This is a genomic window from Calditrichota bacterium (genome assembly GCA_013151735.1).
Taxonomy (GTDB): Bacteria; Zhuqueibacterota; JdFR-76; order JdFR-76; family BMS3Abin05; genus BMS3Abin05.
Window position 1 is genome coordinate 15954 of sequence record JAADHR010000062.1, and the last position, 18862, is coordinate 34815.

At 46.4% G+C, this 18862-nt stretch carries 17 protein-coding genes; 7 read left to right on the forward strand and 10 right to left on the reverse strand.

Annotation, left to right across the window (positions count from 1 at the left end):
• The first annotated feature begins 5 nt into the window (after positions 1-5).
• The 4 genes from GXO76_04375 (at position 6) to GXO76_04390 (ending at position 4718) form a co-directional block, all read left to right on the forward strand.
• Positions 6-533, forward strand: a complete 528-nt coding sequence (locus GXO76_04375; GenBank protein NOY77086.1) for a hypothetical protein — start codon at positions 6-8, stop codon at positions 531-533.
• Complete coding sequence (locus GXO76_04380; GenBank protein ID NOY77087.1) at positions 530-1642, forward strand: hypothetical protein; 1113 nt, start codon at positions 530-532, stop codon at positions 1640-1642. The genes GXO76_04375 and GXO76_04380 overlap by 4 nt, the downstream gene beginning before the upstream one ends.
• 203 nt (positions 1643-1845) lie before the next feature.
• Positions 1846-3198, forward strand: a complete 1353-nt coding sequence (locus tag GXO76_04385) for a polysaccharide deacetylase family protein (GenBank protein ID NOY77088.1) — start codon at positions 1846-1848, stop codon at positions 3196-3198.
• A 14-nt stretch (positions 3199-3212) separates the two neighbouring features.
• On the forward strand, positions 3213-4718 hold the full coding sequence (locus GXO76_04390; GenBank protein NOY77089.1) for a hypothetical protein: 1506 nt from the start codon (positions 3213-3215) through the stop codon (positions 4716-4718).
• Between the two features lie 107 nt (positions 4719-4825).
• Here the strand turns inward: GXO76_04390 and GXO76_04395 are convergent, their stop codons facing one another.
• From GXO76_04395 to GXO76_04440, 10 genes are all read right to left on the reverse strand, one after another.
• Entirely contained in the window at positions 4826-5257 is a 432-nt protein-coding gene (locus tag GXO76_04395; protein NOY77090.1) for a hypothetical protein, read from the reverse strand.
• 174 nt (positions 5258-5431) lie between these two features.
• Positions 5432-6580, reverse strand: a complete 1149-nt coding sequence (locus GXO76_04400; protein NOY77091.1) for a KamA family radical SAM protein — start codon at positions 6578-6580, stop codon at positions 5432-5434.
• A 199-nt stretch (positions 6581-6779) separates the two neighbouring features.
• Complete coding sequence (bcp, locus tag GXO76_04405; protein ID NOY77092.1) at positions 6780-7265, reverse strand: thioredoxin-dependent thiol peroxidase; 486 nt, start codon at positions 7263-7265, stop codon at positions 6780-6782.
• A 42-nt stretch (positions 7266-7307) separates the two neighbouring features.
• Positions 7308-8216: a DUF2156 domain-containing protein gene (locus GXO76_04410; GenBank protein NOY77093.1), complete on the reverse strand. Its 909-nt coding sequence runs from the start codon at positions 8214-8216 to the stop codon at positions 7308-7310.
• A 147-nt stretch (positions 8217-8363) separates the two neighbouring features.
• On the reverse strand, positions 8364-10445 hold the full coding sequence (locus GXO76_04415) for a VWA domain-containing protein (GenBank protein NOY77094.1): 2082 nt from the start codon (positions 10443-10445) through the stop codon (positions 8364-8366).
• A gap of 159 nt (positions 10446-10604) precedes the next feature.
• On the reverse strand, positions 10605-12701 hold the full coding sequence (locus GXO76_04420; GenBank protein ID NOY77095.1) for a VWA domain-containing protein: 2097 nt from the start codon (positions 12699-12701) through the stop codon (positions 10605-10607).
• A gap of 292 nt (positions 12702-12993) precedes the next feature.
• Positions 12994-13587, reverse strand: a complete 594-nt coding sequence (locus tag GXO76_04425; protein NOY77096.1) for a hypothetical protein — start codon at positions 13585-13587, stop codon at positions 12994-12996.
• Between the two features lie 167 nt (positions 13588-13754).
• A complete protein-coding gene (locus GXO76_04430) occupies positions 13755-14993 on the reverse strand; it encodes a cytochrome bc complex cytochrome b subunit (GenBank protein ID NOY77097.1) in 1239 nt (412 codons plus the stop codon).
• 18 nt (positions 14994-15011) lie between these two features.
• Positions 15012-15629, reverse strand: coding sequence for a Rieske 2Fe-2S domain-containing protein (locus tag GXO76_04435; GenBank protein NOY77098.1), 618 nt, complete (start codon positions 15627-15629; stop codon positions 15012-15014).
• 258 nt (positions 15630-15887) lie between these two features.
• Positions 15888-16619, reverse strand: a complete 732-nt coding sequence (locus tag GXO76_04440; GenBank protein ID NOY77099.1) for a hypothetical protein — start codon at positions 16617-16619, stop codon at positions 15888-15890.
• A gap of 572 nt (positions 16620-17191) precedes the next feature.
• On the opposite strand from GXO76_04440, the gene GXO76_04445 reads away from it, so the two are divergent.
• The 3 genes from GXO76_04445 to GXO76_04455 are packed head-to-tail and all read left to right on the forward strand — an operon-like array spanning position 17192 to position 18860.
• On the forward strand, positions 17192-17803 hold the full coding sequence (locus GXO76_04445; GenBank protein NOY77100.1) for a hypothetical protein: 612 nt from the start codon (positions 17192-17194) through the stop codon (positions 17801-17803).
• Positions 17784-18089 (forward strand): transcriptional regulator, encoded by a 306-nt coding sequence (locus GXO76_04450; GenBank protein NOY77101.1) that lies wholly within the window; start codon positions 17784-17786, stop codon positions 18087-18089. Before GXO76_04445 ends, GXO76_04450 begins: the two co-directional genes overlap by 20 nt.
• A 45-nt stretch (positions 18090-18134) precedes the next feature.
• Complete coding sequence (locus tag GXO76_04455) at positions 18135-18860, forward strand: hypothetical protein (protein NOY77102.1); 726 nt, start codon at positions 18135-18137, stop codon at positions 18858-18860.
• The last annotated feature ends 2 nt before the right edge of the window (positions 18861-18862 follow it).

Consider the following 18862-nt stretch of genomic DNA (forward strand, 5'->3'; position numbering starts at 1 on the left):
TGCGAATGAAATCGCTTTGCAAGAATACGCAACGTGTGTTAATGGCCTTTGATGGTGATGTTCATCGCCTTCTGAAACAGCATCCGGAAATGGCGAATCATTTAAAAAAGTGTCCTGTTTGCCGGTCAGAAGCCGGCAGGATCAGACGCCAGTCGGTGCTGCTACGCGGTCAGCGGCTTCAGATTGAGGATAAAGCGTTCTGGGCGGATTTCGAAAGAGGCTTGTATCGCAAGTTGCAGAATCCACAAAAAGGCTCATTTTTTAGGAGAATTCAATTGGCTCTGAGCCGCATTGTCCGAGGATTTCTGTTCCAGCCAGCCTATCGTTTTGGATTGGCTGTTGCCGTTCTTTTTCTCGTTTCCTATTGGGGGTATTCTTCTTTTACGGCACACAAGGCCGCCGTTATCGACCCCTATGATTATTTGTATGAAAGCTATCAGGAGGCTTCCGACCGTAACCCGGTTTTCCAATCCTTCTCCGATCCGGCGGACGAACTGATTGAGTTTGCCGATATGTCAGGGGAGGGAAGATGAGAAGACGGTTGAGAATTGCAGGGTTGCTTTTTACTCTTCTGAGCATTTTCAGCGGAACCCTTTTCGCAAAAAACGACCTGCAGACCGCTTTTGAAAAGGTGAAACGGGGGTACGAAACAGTTCGCTATCATGCTATTGTAATGGATACGATGGCCGTTTCACACCGAATGGGGCAACATCGTTCACCGGATAAACTCCGGTATCGAATAGAAAAATGGGAGGTCTGGTACGACGGCCCCGATCGACTGCGGCTTGTGCGGTTTCCGGGACGCCATGCACGAAAACTCATTATCATAAAAAATGGTAAAACATTTTACACAAAAATTCGCGATTTCTGGGTAGCTCGACCCGTTCCGCAAAGAGAAAAGGATCGTATTCGAGAATTCCCGATACGCGTGAGAGGAAAATCTTACCTAAAACTGGTCGAAAAGAACTACACGATCCAATTAAGGCCCGATGGGACACTTGCTAATCGCGCTGCCGATATTCTTTCAATCCTTCCGAACTATCCGGGAAGATTAATCTGGAAAATCTGGCTGGATGCCCGGACGGGAATTATCCTTCGCCAGGTACAACAAATTGAAACCCCACGCGGACTCAAAACAATTAAGGCAAAACGAGTGATTGCCATTGATTTTCCGAAAAGTTTTCAGGATTCCCTGTTTGTTGTTTCCGGGAGAGTGGTTGAAAAGAAGGGCGCCATGGGGTGGCGAAGAAAAAGGCACTTTAAGGGGATGGGAAGCGTATTTCGCCGCCTGGAAAATCTGGCAAAAGCGGCTCCGTATCCAATTTATCTGCCGCGCCCGCTGCCCAAGGGTTTTGCTTTTATTGAGGGGCGCTTCACCCGGCACCACAACATGGCGATGATCCAATCTCACTTCAGCGACGGTATGATTGATTTTTCGATCTTTCAAATTGAGGCATCAAATCACATGGCGAAGCGATTTTTGGATCGGATGCGGCGGCACCACCCGCCGGAAAATCGGCGGCCCCCGATGGAGGTCATTCCGTTTGAACGGGATGGATTCACCTTTCTGATTATGGGAAATGTCCCGGCTCCCTGGCTTCAAAGGCTGACGCGCCGTTTGCAGCCGTTGCCCAAAAAGTAAGGTCGGTCGGAATATCGCCGTCTTACCCTTCATGTGCCTTCCCTATTTTCCTCATTTACCGGATCCTATTCCAGATTCGAAAATCCCTGAGAATCCGGGTTTATTTTGATATTGTAGTCCAGTTAAAAATGTCTTATATTTTTAAAGATGAATTAGATACTGCAATACGGCCCGGCGTGTTTTTTGTTGAGATGAGGTCCTAAATGCCCAAAAATCTGGATGTTTGCATCCATCATCCTGATCGGTACACAACCCGGCATTGCTATTATTGTCACAAGCCCGTTTGCAAAGACTGCCAGATGGTTTTGTCGCATCACATTTTTTGCAGCAAAACATGCTGGTACCGATTTTTATTGATGGAATTCTGGGGACATCTAAAACTCAAAATCAAGCAAGGAACTCCCCGGTTCTTCTCAAACAGCGCCTTTCCTTTTGGGGTGTTGGCTATCCTGCTGTTGGCGGTTCTCTTCTGGCAAAATCATCAGCTTTTTCAGAAAATCGATCGGCTGGAAAAGCACGTGTCCCGGTTGATCGCAGAAAAGCACACTTCTAATCTGTCCCGCTCGGAAGCGGGACATCTGATCATCCGGAAACCGTCCCCGGGAACGACCCTTTTTTCCAATAAGATTACCGTCAGCGGAATGGCAGACGACGGTTCTATCATTCTTTTGGAACAAGGGGGTAAACTGATGGCAGTTACGCTTGCGGATCAGGGAACTTTCACGTTTAAGAGAGTTCCCCTCTCCAGAAAGAATTCCCGTCTTCGGGTAAAGGAAATCACGTCACGCGGGAGAGTTCGGGCGGTTGAGGATTTGGATCTGCATTTTGCTCCGCCAGATCTTCTTTTCCGTTCCAGACCCATCCGAAAAGGAAATCCACATCAGAAAAAAATAGCCCTTACCTTTGATGGGGGGTCATCGAACAATATTACGGACAGGATTTTGGACATTCTTCACGAAAAAGAGGTGCACTGCACCCTGTTTCTTACGGGGGAATTCATCCAACGGTTTCCCGAAACGGTTCGGCGAATGGTTCGGGAAGGACATGAAATCGGAAATCATACCTTCCATCATCCGCATCTGACCACGTACGTCCGCAATCGGCGCCACGAAACGCTGCCGGGGCTGACCAAAGAACGATTTCAAAATGAATTGAAACAAACGGCAGAGATATTTAAAGCGGTCACCGGCCGGAAAATGGCCCCCTTCTGGCGGGCACCTTACGGGGAGTCAAATTCTGAAATCCGGCGGTGGGCGGCTGAATTGGGCTATCGTGAGGTGGATTGGACCATTGGCAGAGACCAAAAGGAAAATATGGACACGCGCGACTGGGTGGCCCAACCCGGGGATCCCGGATATCAAAGCGGTGAGGCCATTAAACAGAAAATTTTAAAATTTGCTTCCGAACCCGGCGGACGGGCAAATGGAGCCATTGTTTTAATGCACCTGGCGAGTTACCGAAAACAGGACTTTCCCTACGAAAAACTCCCGGAAATTATTGATTCGTTGCGCGCAAAGGGCTACGAATTGGTGCCGGTGCGAAACCTTCTAAAATAAAAAAGGGAACAACCATGAGCGAAAAATCATTTTTATGGGACTATTTTGTGGGCCCGATGGGTGAAAATACGGGACTTTTGTTGGAGCTGCTTACGGAAGGGCTGGAGCATCACCGAAAGTGGCGGAAGGAACGGTATCCGGAAGATGATGCCTCCGGTTTTGCGTCGGGTAGACCGGCAGATCTCTCTGAGAGCCGGAATCGCGAAGAGCTTCGTTCGGCCTGGGCCGAATTCATGAAACGAATGGATCAAAATCTCCCCTTTCCATCCGTACGTTATGCCGCGCAAATGCTGAAAGATCCTTCTCTTCCTGCAATTTTAGCCTATTTTTACACATTGCTGAGCAATCCCAACAATCACGCTTACGAGGGGGGCCCGGTGACCACGCAAATGGAAATGGAGGTGGTTGAACAGCTTCTGGCGATGGTTGGTTTTGAGAAGGGATGGGGCCACTTGACCAGCGGCGGGTCTCTGGCAAACATGGAGGCGCTCTGGGCCGTCCGGGACGCGCGGAAGCCCGGAAAATTGATTTTTACAAAGGGGTCGCATTACTCGTGGAAGCGCATTGCGTCGATCCTAAAAGTCGATGCCATTGCAGAATTGCCGGTTGATGCCCACTACAGAATGGACCTGGATGCCCTCAAAAGGGAATTGGGTTCGGGCCCCGTGATGATGGTGATGGCAAACCTCGGGACAACCGGGATTGGTGCCGTCGATCCTCTGGATGAAATCCTGGAGCTTCGCGATCGATATGGATTTCATCTCCACGTGGATGCGGCTTACGGCGGCTATTACCGGTCGCTTATTCTGGATCGGGATAATCGGTTGAAACCATTCGACGAAAGCGAAATGGCCGTTTCTGACTATGTTTACCGGCAGTTGGCCCGTTTGGGGGAAGCCGATTCCATTACAATTGATCCCCACAAACACGGGCTGGTTGGGTATGGTGCGGGATCGGTACTTTTTAAGGACGAAGCCTTGCGCCAGGTTATTTTAAACACGGCCCCCTACACCTACCATGTTACCGATAAACCCAATATCGGCATGTTTACCCTGGAAGGGTCGCGTCCGGGAGCGGCCGCCGCGGCCGTTTGGTTGACCCATCGCCTCATCCCGTTGAATGAAAGTGGCTTCGGGGAGATCCTGACGCGTTGCCACAACACGGCCCGCTCGCTGTACGATGCCTTATTGGAAATGGAGTCTTTTCAGCCCGTTTGTCAACCCGACCTGGATTTACTTGGGTTCTACCGTGTGGGCAAAAATCCCCGTTCGCTGGCATCACTCAATGAGGCCACAGAGAAGGTGTACCGCTATCTGTCGGTTGAAAATCCGGCTGCCCCTTTTATTCTGTCAAAATTTGTCATTGATCCGGAAACGGCCGTCAAAATTCTCCCCGGTGTGGCAAGGGATGCCGATCATTTTACGGTTATGCGGGGAGTGTTCATGAAGCACTGGATGCAGATGGGCGAAAAACCCACGTATCTGGATCGATTGATTGCCGTTCTGGAAGATATCGAGTAGCGGTGTAAAGAAGGTCAGCAGGCCAAAAGGCGGAGATTACCGGGGTTCAGAGAATTATGAGCCGGAAAAGCGTGATTTTAAGAGAACGGTTACGGGCCGGATGTAAACTATTTTCGTACGGCCTGAAAGGTTCCGCTGTTCAATATGCCGGGATATCCGCTGTACACCCATTTCCCGCTGAACCGTTGGGGATGATATTCTCCAAAAAGATCGACATTGTTGTCTATTTGGTTGGGATTGAGATTGATTGAAATCTTGCCATTCTGAACCCTCCCGCTGAGAATGCCGGAACCCGTTTGAGGCCCCAACCGCGGGATGCTACCGTTTTTTTGCAGATTCCATTTTCCGGAAATCCGAATTGAATCCGTGAATGAAAACGAAAGCCAGCCGGTAACAACCGTTCTGCCGGTCGAGTCAAATCCTGTATAGTGAAAACTCCCGGCTGGAATGCTCGGAAGAAGCGGTTCTTTTGTGGATTGTTGGCAGCTTGCCAAAAGAAGGAATCCGGTTAAAAGAAGGCCGATAGATGTAAGTCTCATTTTGAGTGCTCCCGATTTGGTGGCAGGAATAAGCAGATCATCTCTTTGTTGATTAAATGGGTTCAATGCTTCTTTTGTTCCAAACCCCGCGGTCTGCTGCGGGGTTTGGACACTGAAATCCGTGCAGGGGTGTGTTTTAACAGAACAGGCCGTTACGGCAAAAAAAACGGAGCGTCAGAACCCGGGGTCCCAATCGCCATGAGCAGCTGCCAAAAAAGGATTGGGCAGGGTGTATTCGTCAATGGCTTCGGTGTAGTCGTCGAACCAATAGGCCTTTGGATTGCTGCGAAAAACGAGGAAACGTCCCCTGTTTTCCGGATCTGCGGCACGGTGATATCGAAAATAAACGTACCCATTGGTTTTTCCCACAATTTCAATTTTCCCCGAAAAATGCGACATCACCAAACGAGCCCGTTTGGCCAGACCGGATCCCATCATTTTTGCCTTTTCGAAAATCTCCAGTGCTTCTTCCACGGGAATTGCAAAGGGTTTGTTCCCAAGGGTGGGACGCCCCTGAAAAACATAATAGGGCGGCACTCCGATGAATGACAGCTGATCCATCAATTCAGCCAAAATACCCGGATCGTCATTAATTCCGCGCAGCAGGGGCGTTTGATTGGCAATGATGGCTCCTGCCTTTTGTAGTTTGAAAATGGCCTTTATCGAGGGTTCGGTTAATTCGTTTGGGTGATTGTAGTGGGTCATAATGTAGATTTTTTTTCTCGGGGTACTGTAGGCAGAAATCATTCTGATCAACGATGCATCATTCAGAATCCGGTAGGGATTGAATGCCGGGATTTTGGTTCCAATGCGAATGATTTGAATATGATTCATTTGCCGGAGGCTGCGGATAATCGCCTCTAATTTTCGGGTTGAAAGCAGCAAGGGATCTCCTCCGGTAAGGAGTACATTATTGATTTCAGTGTGGCGGGCAATGTAGTTCAAAGCCTCTGAAAGATCTCTTGCAACCTCGTCGTTTTCATTTAAAAACAGGCGCTTCCGAAAACAGAAACGGCAATACCCACCGCATACGTTCGTGACCAGCAGCAAGGCCGTGTGGGTATATTTGTGCTCCAGGCCTGGAGCAACCGTATACGTACTTTCATTTGAGGCGTCTAATTCGCCCCATTCCTTTAACTCTTCTGGGTCCGGAATAATAATCCGTTTGATGGGATCGTCGGGGTCATTCCAATTAATCAGTGACAGGTAATACTCATTTGCTCGGAATGCAAACTTTTGACTTACTTTTTGTAACTTGGCGCGTTTTTCCAAATTAAGGGATTGAATTTGCTCGATCTTTGTAACATATTTTGGATTAGGCAATCAAATCAGCTCCTTTCAATTGGTTTGGGTTTTGCGGATCATTGAAACGATTGTTTATACTTTCGGGGAAGACAAAAAATTAAATTTACTTTAAATTATATTAAAAAAATCAGATTATTTCAACTAAATCTGATTTTTTTGAGGGGCTGCAGAAGGCTTCACCAGAGCATTATTCGCGTACAGATAAAAGGGTCTTTCCTCAGAGCTTTTGCAGGCTTTTGATCTTTCGCAGAACATCTTCGGCATGGCCTTTAACCTTAACCTTTGGCCATGTATAAGCGATTGTCCCCTTTGGATCGATTAAAAATGTGCTTCGAACCACGCCGTAGTATTCCCGGCCGGCCATCTTTTTTAGCTGCCAGACCCCGTAGGTTTCAAGAACGGAGCGGGTTCCATCGCTCAAAAGGCGAAGTTTAAGGTCTTTTTTTGTGATGAATTTCAGGTGGCTTTGCGGCGAGTCGGGACTCACGCCCAAAATTTCGGCATTCACGGCCTTAAATTCGTCCAGGTGCGCCGTAAAATCCAGAGCCTCTGTCGTACAGCCGGTTGTGTTATCCTTTGGATAAAAATAGAGTACCACCCATTTCCCCCGATAGTTGTGCAAACACACTTCCTCTTTGTTCTGATCGGGTAAGCAAAAATCCGGTGCTTTTTGGCCGATGGAAAGTTTGGGATCTGATGCCATGTGTTTCTCCTTTTTTAATTCCTTAAATCCATTGAATCAAAATCAATTGCAGCGGTTGTCATGGTTTCCTCGATTCACGTTTTCTGTTTCGCCAGGCTCGCGGTAGACCCGGTACTTTTTGACGAAGCCTATCGGGTAATAGCTTAATTTGGCCTGCCGGAGCCCTTTGTCTCCCAGGTCTTGTTCGCGGTTGATAAATTCGTATTGCTCGGGAAGAAGAGCGGCGAAGGATTGATTGATAAATTGATACAGCCCTTTGAACCCCGGAACGGCTTTTTCAAAATGAATCACATAGGTCTTTCCGCCCGGCAGTTCTTCTCCCAGTGTGTACCCCACGGGCCGATTCTCAATGTAGAAAATGGCGCCGCAGAGCTGAAGCGTTTCCATTTCTTCCAGAGCCTCCCGGGCCGGCTCACAATCTGTTCCGCGACCCCGTTGATTGCACCATTCTTTTAGGACGCGTAGCGCGTCGTCTGTATACTCGTTTAGCAGCGGCCGAATGTCGCAGGTGTGACTGAGCTTAAAATTTTTGATGAGATTTCGTTTTTTGCTGAATTTTCGACCCGAAAGCGTTGCCAGGGTCTCCCGCGAATAGAGGTAATCGAAATTATCCCGATCTTCCCGGATAAAATAGCCGGCTTTTTGAAGGTCTTTTGCCTGCTGTTCGGAAGCTAATTTCAGGCTATGAAAAGTATTAAAAAGCTCCTCGAGAATGTCCGGATCGGGAATTTCTGTGGGGAGTACAAAAAAGGGTTTTCCGTCGTCGTTGCCGGCAAGCACAAATAACCCTTCTTTGATTTTGGAAATCTTGTAATTGTGGGTGTGGCGGAACAGGTAAATATTTGCAAATGTGAATTCAGAAATACCTGACTGCACCTGCCTGAAATAAGCGTGAAGTACAGCATGATCGTCAAGTGTTATTTTCGAAAATTCCGGGTACTGGGTTATCATCGGTTTTTGTTTTTTTCTCTGTTAAATTAGAATTGTTATTATTTTAGTTCTTAAAATAAAAAATTTGAATTTAAAATGCTACAAAATTTTCAAATAAAAAAGGCGGGCTCAAAGCCCGCCTTGCGATAATTGCTTATTTTTGCGCCATTAGCGAATGATTAAAATTTTTGTACTGAGGATTTCAGCCCCCACTTTCATTTTTACCAGGTACACCCCGGAACTGACCAGATGTCCCCATTGATCCCTGCCATTCCAGATGGCTTCATAGTGTCCCGGCTGGTAGGTTGCCTGAACCAGTACCAGGATGAGCCGTCCCGTTACATCATAAATACGAATCTCAACCGGATAGCTGGATTTTGCGCCCGAAATTTTAAACACCACGTGCGTAAAAGATTGGCCGTTTTCCGGCATAAATGGATTGGGGTAGCTGTTCAGCAACTGGAATTGTTCAGGCGGGGAATTATTTTCAGTCAAGTTTTGTTCCACTTCAGTGCCAGGCGGATTATTCGGCTGCGTTTGCTGAAAGCTGGTGTATTTGGTTACAATCCCGTAGAGAATACTCAGGCGAATGATTTCCTTTTTGTATTCCTGGCCCTGATTGCTGTTTTCACCCACGATATCAATCAAAGCCAGCAAATAGTCGATTTTCTTTTTGGCCCACATTTTCGGGATAAAAAGATTTTTGGTGGAATCCCCCGAAAAGGTCACATCGTAATTGAATGTGAGGGAATCCTTAACCCCGCGGCCGCTCAAAGTGACGGTAGCCGCCCCGGGGGTTTTGTAGCGACCCAACAGTACCAACTGCTCCCCCACAAAAATATCCGGAATCCGCACCGGATAAACCTCGTAAACATCCCCGCCATTAAAAGCCACCGAAATGTTCTGAAGCAGCGGGTTTTGAATCTTATTGTAAAATGCAGCAATTCGATCCCGCACATCTCCCTGATCCATTACATATTGTGCCAGGCCGTCGTTTTGTTCCGCCAGGGACGTCAACAGGTAGCGTTCCACATCGGCTCCCACACCAAATACGAACAAGCGCACATTTTTGGTGTTGGCGGCCTTTACATCGTCCAGGATTTGCTGGGAATCCGTTGTTCCTACTGTGGCCACGCCATCCGTCAGAAAAATAATAATATTTTCCGTTGTGTCCGGCATGGATTGATTGAGCGCTTTAAGCAGGGCCTCATGAATGTTGGTGCCTCCACCCGGTTGAATAGCATTTACAAAATCCACCCCGCTGTTAATATTGTTTTGAGTGGCGGGAACCAACTCTTGCCGAAATTCAGATGTTCCATCACTAAACGAAATAATATTGAAATGATCGGCCTCGTTCAAGTGCCTCAGACAGTAAGAGGCCGCATCTTTGGCCTGCTGCATTTTTACCCATTTCATGCTGCCCGATTTGTCAATCACAAAGGTGAAATATTTGTCAAGAATTTCCCCTTGCGATGTCTCCGGGTTGGGTTCCGCCAGCATTAAAAAGTAGCCGTCACTGGTGTCAGGCTTCATGCTCAATAAAAACACACCCAATTCCTTTTGCGACACTTTGTAGGTAAACGCTAAATCTTCATTCGGGCTGAAGGAGGTTGCCGAATAAAAAAGCGACGCAAGCGTGTCTCCCACCTCCAATGATTGAGGGGTAAAATTCTCTAAGTTTACATCCACCAGGGTTCGTTGGGAATGAATGGTCACGGAGAATGCCAGGGAATCGAGCGGATGTTTTTCAAAATTGCCCAGATCCAGCGGATAATCATATTGCATTTTTCCGGAATTATAGCTGAGGAGTTCCATGTAGGTGAGATGAACCACCAATTCCGAATCCGGAGGCAGTGTATCCAGAAATGTAAAAAAGAAGGGACTTTTTCCAAAGTAATCCAAATAGGTATAGTCGGGATAGCCTCCCGGATTGGTGGCCGTCGTGTCCATGGGCTGCCCCACAATTTGGGCCGTAAAATGTTTCCCGTTCATGTCCCAGTTGAAACCGGTTACCACGGCCTTCAACGGCATGGGGAATCCGTATTTCATAACCACAGAATCACCCGTGGTGTTTTTAAACGTTTGGCGCGCAACCGTAATAGCCACCTGATTATTTACTTCAACTGAGACTTCCACGCGCGTGGGCGTCAGGTAGGTTTTGGATTGATTCATCACCTTAATAAGACCGCCGGCCTGTGCGAATGCCGGAATCATCCAAATCGCAATCAAAATGAATAATAACCGTTTCATGGCACTCTCCCTGATTTTTGGTTTTTCATGATACATTCCCCTGATAGAATGAATCGGAGTTAAACCCCCATTGTGATTTGTTCAAGTCAAATAAATCGATAAAATTTCCTCCATTTTATTTTTGGTTGACGCTAATGACCTGCGGCAATATGAACAAAATTATTTCAACAAAATAAGCTTTCGGGATTGATGAAATGGGCCTGCATCTAAAACCACCAGATAAACACCGCTGGCCACTTCTATTCCGGAATGGTCCGTGCCATTCCAGACGATGCGGTACAGTCCCGGTTTTTGGAGCTTGTGGACCAGCACTTTTATCAGCTTTCCGGTTAAATCGTAAATCTTCAGAGAAACGGAAATCGCCTGGCTTCCCTCCGGAATGACGTAACTGATTTGCGTGCTTTGATTAAACGGATTGGGATAATTCTGCAGTAAGGCAAACCGGTTCGGAAGGGATGCGGTTTTTTGTCCGGAAATCCCCGTGCCCGGCGGATTGTTTGGGTTCGAAATAAAGGCCGTGTAGGGGGTCAGAATGCCGTAGCGAAGACTTAAATCGATCACCTGATCGACCAATTCCTCCTTTTCTCCATAGATCTGAATTTGCCCCATCAGGTAATTAATTTTCTTTTGGGCCCATAACCGCGGCACGAAGCGGTCGCCGCCGGACGTGTCGGGGAAGAAAGCCGTCTGGCTCAAGCGCAGAGAATCCGATTTGATTTTTCCTCGGAGGGTGACTGTAAATTGCCCGCCGTTCCGGTAACGCCCCAGTTCCAGGACCTGGCTTCCCCAAAAGAGATCCGGCAGTGTTTTGGGGTACCAATCCCAGCATTGAAGCCCCTCGATGGAAATCTTAAGATTTGTTAAAACCGGTTTGCTTATTCTTTCGAAGAGATGTCTCACAACCAGGGCAATGCTGTCATCGGCCGTGATAAATGTGGGATAACCGCCGTTTCCATACGCCAGATCCGCCAGAAGGGCTCTGCTGACCTCGTCTCCCACACCAAATGTGAAGAGATGGGCATCCGCCGTGTTCCGGTCCTGCGCATGTTCGACGATTTTAGCGATGTTCATTTCGCCCCAGGTGGGGTAGCCGTCCGTCAGAAAAACAATGGTATTCAGTGTGGAATCACCAAAGGATTGACCGAGGGCTGTTTTCAGTGCCAGATCGATGTTTGTCAAGCCCACGGCGTACAATTGGAAAACAAATGTGCGGGCGGCGGAAATGTTTTCCGGAGTGGCCGGTACCAGGTCGGAATGAAAGGGCACCACATTGGTACCAAATGAAATGATATTAAAGCGATCTTTCGGCCGGAGGTGATCCAGAAAATCATTCATGGCTTCTTTTAGCTGTGACAGGCGTTCGCCCTCCATGCTTCCCGAAACATCCGCAACAAACACGATGTTTTTGGGAATGATTTCATCCGGAGCCAGGCTGTCGGGAGGGGTGATCCAGAGCACGTAAAAGGAATCCATCCCGAACGAGTCGGAGGGAACCGGTTTGTACGTCAACACATTGACCTGAAAGCCCTGGCGAACGGTTTCAAATTTCAGAATAAAATCCCGGTCCGGGTAGAAATTCTCATCTCCAAAAACGACTGTGTAGTGCTTATCGGACAGTTTCTCAATTTTTATCGCTGTTGATCCTTCGTGCGATGGCGAGCGAAACATTTTGTATGAAAATTGACTTTGGGCGTCAATAGACAAACTAACCCGCTCCAGGGGTTTGGGAGAAAGGGCCGTGGTGTTCAGGAAGAATTTGTAGGTGACCGCGCCGAAATCATAGGACAAAAGTTCCGTGTAAGTAATTTCAAAGCGAATGTCCGAGTTGGGGTCCACCGGTGCAATGCGGAGCCGAAACAGGTTGTTTCCCAGATGTTCCAGTAATGCCGGATCCAGGAGCCGTCGAACTTCCCGTTCGTATTCCTGAACCGCTTGCTGTCGCTCCCGAATGGCTGCTTCGTAGCGTTTTCCATTGTACCAGTAGACCAACCGGGTCACAACGGCCTTTTCCGGAAGAGGAAACACAAAAAATGCTTCCACGCGCCAGTTCATATCATTGTGAAATATTTCATCCATGTGGGTGGAGGCAATTTGATCCCGAATGGTTGTGGTGACGTCGACGGATTTAATCCAGACTTTTTGGTAGGTTTCGGTTGAATGAAAACGCTTTACGAAGAGGACGCCCACAGCAGAGACTTCCGATACTGTTCCCAAAAGGAACAATAAGGCCAGAAAGCCAATTACGTGTTTTTTCATAATGCACCCCGCTAATATTTTGTTCTGAATCGGTTGGAAAGAAGGAGTGATTGATAAATCAAAGAACGTCCGGAGTCATTAGACAGGTACGCAAGAATTAAACCATTCTTTCTTCAGAGGGGAATTATTATTAACAATTAAATATATTTAAATTTTAGGCATTATTCAAGAAATTCTTGTAAACTGTCTAACCTGCATTATGTGCAAATTTTTGTCAAAAAGACCTGAAGTCACGAAGGTTATGCCCATTAAAATTGGCGACCCTTGACCAATCAGAAAATTTCAATTGCTTCTATCTTGGGGATAGCTTTTTTAGAGATGTGTCCATTTGTTCGATCTGTTCAATAATAGCATCCAGGTCGAAGCGATGCCATTCCAGTTTGGCCGAATAGAGATAAGATTGCGCCTGTTGCAAATAAAGCGCGTTGGATGATCCTTTCTTTGGGTGATAAAGCTTCGTATCCGCTTTCAGAAGCGATTTGCTTTCTCTAAGCAGAAGCAAAACCGCTTTTGCCTTTTGCGGAATATAAGGAAAGAGGCCGGCCCTGTCGTTATGGCATCTCATACAAACATTTGCAATATCGCCCGGATTTAGAACGGTTGTTACCATTGACCCGTGGCACGTTACACAGTTGGGCCCCTTACCCGTTACTTCAAGTTTCTTGAAATGATAGCTCTGAGTAAATTTGTAAAACTCAGCTCCGTGGCAACTCCCGCAGGTGGATGGGATGTTTTTGTAGTAAACCTTGCTTTTTGAATTACTCGAACTTAAAACACCCCGGTGTGCAGTGGTTTTATCTTTGGCTTCAGGATTGCCGCCGTGACATTTATCGCATGTGACGCCGTGTTTCTGATGGATTGAACCCGTCCAACTGTGCGACTTCACTCCAATAAAATTACTGGTCGGAAGTTTTGAATGACAACTTACGCAACTATTTTTTGTCGTTTTGCTTTCAGAAGAATAACTGACGGACGACATGAAAAAAGGACCGCCAAACAGGCTGAGCAAAAGGATAACTCTCAAAATGGATTTCGTCGTTAACATATTTACCTCTACTTTTTTTCCTTATTATAAAGATGCAACAGGACATACGAAATACTCCAGGCGGCCAGGCTGGCACCCACAGTGTAGATTATCATTCGTGTGGGGGTAATGTTCAGCACATCAATATAGCCTGCAGCGGCGAGCATGCTGAGGAAAACGCCGCCCCCAATTCCAAATGACGTCATAAATGGCCGATGAAGAGGATTTTCGATGTAGTTTTGGGGTTTCTTTACCCGGTCAAGAAATGGAATGAGAGCAAAGACAAGAATAGTTAAGCCGGGGAAGATAACCCCGCCAATCGTTTCGGGTGTAAATTTGCCACCCAAAATGGAAAATGCCAGATCCCCCGGAAGCAATTTCAGGCATCCGTACACAACCAGAAAGTACCAGTCCGGCCGCATAACGGGCGTTCCCGGGGAAGGCGGTCCGTAATCTTCGATCGGATTCAGGGGGATATACGTTGCGATCAGGACAACCACAAATAATAAAAAGAAAAAGAAGGCGATACTAATTAGCATTTGTTCGGGCCAGATGGGTATTCCGATGAGCTGTTTTCCGCCTTCGGATTCCTTCCTGCCCTTATTGGCAAGGGGTTCCGTGTGTTTCTGTTTGATCAGTATGATCATATGCAATCCGATGAGACCCAAGAGCAGTATGGGGATCAGCATAACGTGCATGAAAAAAAACCGGGGTACCGTGTAGGGAGAAGGAAAATCCCCGGCGAATAGAAGCCTGGATATCCAGTTGCCAATCCACGGTACAGACTTCGCAATGTAATAGGCAATGGATGTGGCCGTAACCGAAAAATTGCTGTAGGGCAACAGGTAGCCGGTAAACGCTGCAAACATGGCCAACGCCCAGAGTCCCAGACCGATAAGCCAGTTGATTTCCCGTGGCTTTCTGTAGGCAGACGTAAAATAAATTCTCATTAAGTGTGCCAATATGGCCGCAATCATTATCATCGCCGACCAATGGTGGATGCGCCGTATGATCATGCCCATGGGCAGCAGATCCGTCCTGACCACACTTGCATAAGCGGATGGAACCATGGCGCCAAACAAGGATACCATTTTTGAAGAGGGTTCATAGAGAAATCCCAGGAAGATCCCCGTTATGACAAGCGTAATAAATGAAAATAATGCGATCTCTCCGAATAAAAATGTGGGGTGTGTCGGAAATGTTTTTGTCAGGAACTTCGCGTTGAATTTCTTAAGTTCCAGTCTTTCATCAAGCCATTTAAGGATCATTTTGAAACCTTTGCCTCCTTATACCTGTGGCCCGATCGGCCCGGTAAAATCACTTGTAAATACCATTGTTCCGTCATCCTGTATTTTGATCCCGATCTGTGCGAGTGGAATGGGTGCAGGCCCGGCAACCACCTTTGCACCGCTTGTGGGATCGAATATGCTGTTGTGACAAAAGCATTCGGTGTAAGATGTCTCCGGGAGTTTTTTGTTTTTGACCCAGGAAACAATACAGCCAAGATGGGTGCAGATGGCACTGTAGGCCACAACACCTCGGTCCGTGAGATCAATGTGAGTGGGTTTCTTGTATTCTTTTTCTTCCAGTTTGATCAGCTGAACCAGGTTTGCAGGGTTTGATGTTTTGCCTTCGGGGTAGGCCAACACCGCATCCCCAATTTGTAATGATGAAAAATCCACATAAGATCCCGTGTGTTCGCCTTTTGCATAGATGAGTTTGTCTCCCTGTTTTATGGTGGATACGTAGCCACCACCCCCCTTTTTGGATGGGGATAAAATTTTGAGCAAGGATAAAAGAGAAACAAATACCGCCCCGATAGAAGCCAGGATGACGCCAATCGTGAATTTTCTTCGCGTTATTCCCTTCTTTTCCTGGTTGTCGGTGGTTTTTTGATCTACCATAACATTTCCTCCTCCCGATCCTCTGATACTTCCCGGAATGGTATAAAATATCTTGCAAACAAGACAATATTAATTCCTGCAATTAGAAATTCAAAAGATAAAAGGGTCCCCAATAAATAATTACTTCCCTTTCCGGAAACCAAAAGATAAGCGAATACGATGGCAACCCCGGCCATAATAAGGGAAAGGATTATAATTGCGGCCATTGCAGCCGGAGAAAAGGAGGCCCTTCTTTCGTGTAGAATTCTAAAACTCATGTTACTTTTTCCTTTCCAGAACAAAATAAATAAGGTAGGCAATGATTAACAAAACCAAAATGGCTCCAAATGCGATAAAACCTATCTGAAAAGAACCGAGTTCTTCCGGAAATTCAGCCAGCAGCGGAGGCTTCCCACTGGTTTTTTCGCTGGCTATTTTTATCTTTATCTTGGAAAGCGTAATGATCGTCGTTTTGGTTACACTCATCGGGTCAATCTGATCGAATCCCTCCGTGTTTTTGTGGCAACTCTCACATGCCTTTGGAACGGATGGCATGGAATTATTGTGGGCATTGTGACAGGTTACGCACGACGGCCCGCCCTTATTTTCAAGATACGCTTTGCCCATGATGCTGTTTTTATATCGCTTGACGGATTCACTATGGCATTGGGCGCACATATCAAACATATCCTGCCCTGTGGGAACACCGGAAAACCCATCGGCTGGTGACATCGCAAGAGCCTGAACAGCCGAACGCCGCTCATCCGTTAAATCTTTTATATTTCCAAGTTTCACGTCCGGATTCCCGCCATGGCAATCTTCACACATTATTCCATTCTGCTGATGGATTGAACCCTTCCATTCCAAAGCGGGTTTTGCAAGATCGCCGCCAAGAAACGTATGGCATGTAATACAGGCATTTTGTTCATTTGGATTGGCGTTTCCTTTTTGGATGGGAAAACTTAGCAGTAATACTGCAATGAATAAGAAACGATATCTGTGTCTGATCATTTTTCCGTTTTTCCCTTTGTCAAAATGATATGAAGATGAGTGGAATGTTGCTAATACAACAGGCTAATTTAGTAGCAGTATAACAATTTCTATAATAATAATCAATATTAATTTTGCATTTGAAATTTTTTTTGAAAGTTAGTTCGGAAATTTCAAATCCAACAAAAGGCCGTTCCCATCGGTTTCTTAATAAAGTCGTCCTGAGCAAAAATGATTTTAGTTAAAGAAAGCTTTGAAAAAATCAAAATTTCTGACACAGGCAATGGCCCGTAACAAAATAAGATCAACAATTTGTGATAAAAATTAATTTGCCATTAATACGGGATCGCTTTGCAATCAATTGAAAAATAGGCTTTTACACAATATTTCTCTGTAATTGACTCTCCCCGCCTTCTCTCTCCCTTAAAAAGGGAGGAGGAGCGAGGGGGTGGGTTGAAAAAAAAGTTAAATAATAAAATCCGATTTTTTCAAAGCTTTCTTAAAAAACTTGAAAAATTTCTTGACAACTTGAAAAATGTTTCGTATATTAACTTTGCAATACAAAGTACTTTGTAAAAAATAGAGGAGGTGTTATGAAATCTGAACAAGCTGTTGAGGACATTCAATTTATTAGAGAGATGATCGAAAAGACGAAAAAATCCACCGTGATTTACGGGGACTATTTTATTACGTGGGGGGTTCTTATTATTCTGGCTCTTCTGGGGAATTATGTCCTCGCTTACTTGAAAGAGTTTCAGCTAATCTGGGCAAACTGGGTGGTTTTTATGGGAGTCGGGATAGTCTATTCGATTATTTACCCGATAAAGAAAAAAAATAAAATGCACATTCGCACGTACGCCGGTAAAACATTAGCCAACCTCTGGACGGCTTGCGGGGTGGCGTTCATTTTAACGGGATTTGTTTTTCCCCTGAGTGGTCTCTACTCCTACAAACTCATTCCGGTACTTATTTCAACAATAGCCGGTGTGGGAACATTTGTTACCGGAAGTATCTACGATTGGTCGATTTTCAAATGGAGCGGTTCGTTTTGGTGGATAGGGGCTGTTGTTATGATTTTTCTGCCCAGTCAGTATTACGGATTGCTTTTAATCCTTTTGATTGGCGTCGGGTACCTTTTACCCGGCATTCAGCTGAACCGGCACTATGGTGAAAGTGGAGGTGCCCATGCCTCGACAAACAAATGAACCCCTGGATCCGATGATTCACTCTCCGGTGCGATTGGCCATTTTATCGATTTTAATTTCCGTTGAGAGCGCGGATTTTACATATTTGAAAGAAACAATCCATGTAACGGACGGCAATTTAAGCACGCATCTTTCCAAACTGGAGGGAGCCGGACTCATTTCTGTGGAGAAATCATTTCGGGGCAAAAAGCCGCACACCACATTTTCAATTACACCGGAGGGAAGAGCGCGTTTCGAAAAATATGTCAAAGCTCTTGAAAAAATGATTTATCCTGCGAACAAATAATGGTAAGAACAAAAATCGAATGACAAAAATTGGAGGATACACATCATGAAACGAAAGCACACTTTCTGGACTCTTCTAATCCTGTTTGTATTTTCAAGCCTGATCTTGTCAGCCGGTAGTGTGAAAGCAGAAAAACCGAAAAAAGCCGGGGGACTGGGCTATTTTATGGTGGGCGCGGCCACAATCGATTTGTCCGATTTAAACGCGGCTCTTCATGCGGCCGGATACCCAAAATTGTCCGACCGATTTCTTTCGATGGGCGGCGGCGGACTGGCCTTTATAAACCGGTTGATTATCGGGGGTGAGGGCAGCGGTTTGAGTGAGGCCAGTGTAACGGCCAACGGAAACAGAATTACCCTGACCGGCGGTTACGGGATGTTTGAAATGGGTTACCTGCTTTTTTCTGCGCAAAAGGGGGGCCTTTACCCCCTGTTGGGAATTGGGGGCGGCGGATTGAATCTGAATCTTGCAGAAGAAAATCAATCCGTAAAATTTAGTGAAATTCTGAACACACCGAAGGGAAGCGTACAGCTCAGTTCGGGAGCATTTCTGATCAATTTGGGGCTGGGCGGCCATTATTTTTTGAGGTCCGCAGATCGAAAGGGTGAAGCCAGTGGCTTTCTGGTGGGATTTCGGCTGGGTTATGTGCTGGCACTCACCAGCAAGAATTGGGAGCTGCAAAACGGAACAGTGTTGGATGCACCCAAAACAACATTTTCCGGCCCCTATTTTCAATTAACGATTGGCGGTGGCGGACAGCAGTTTCGCTGATC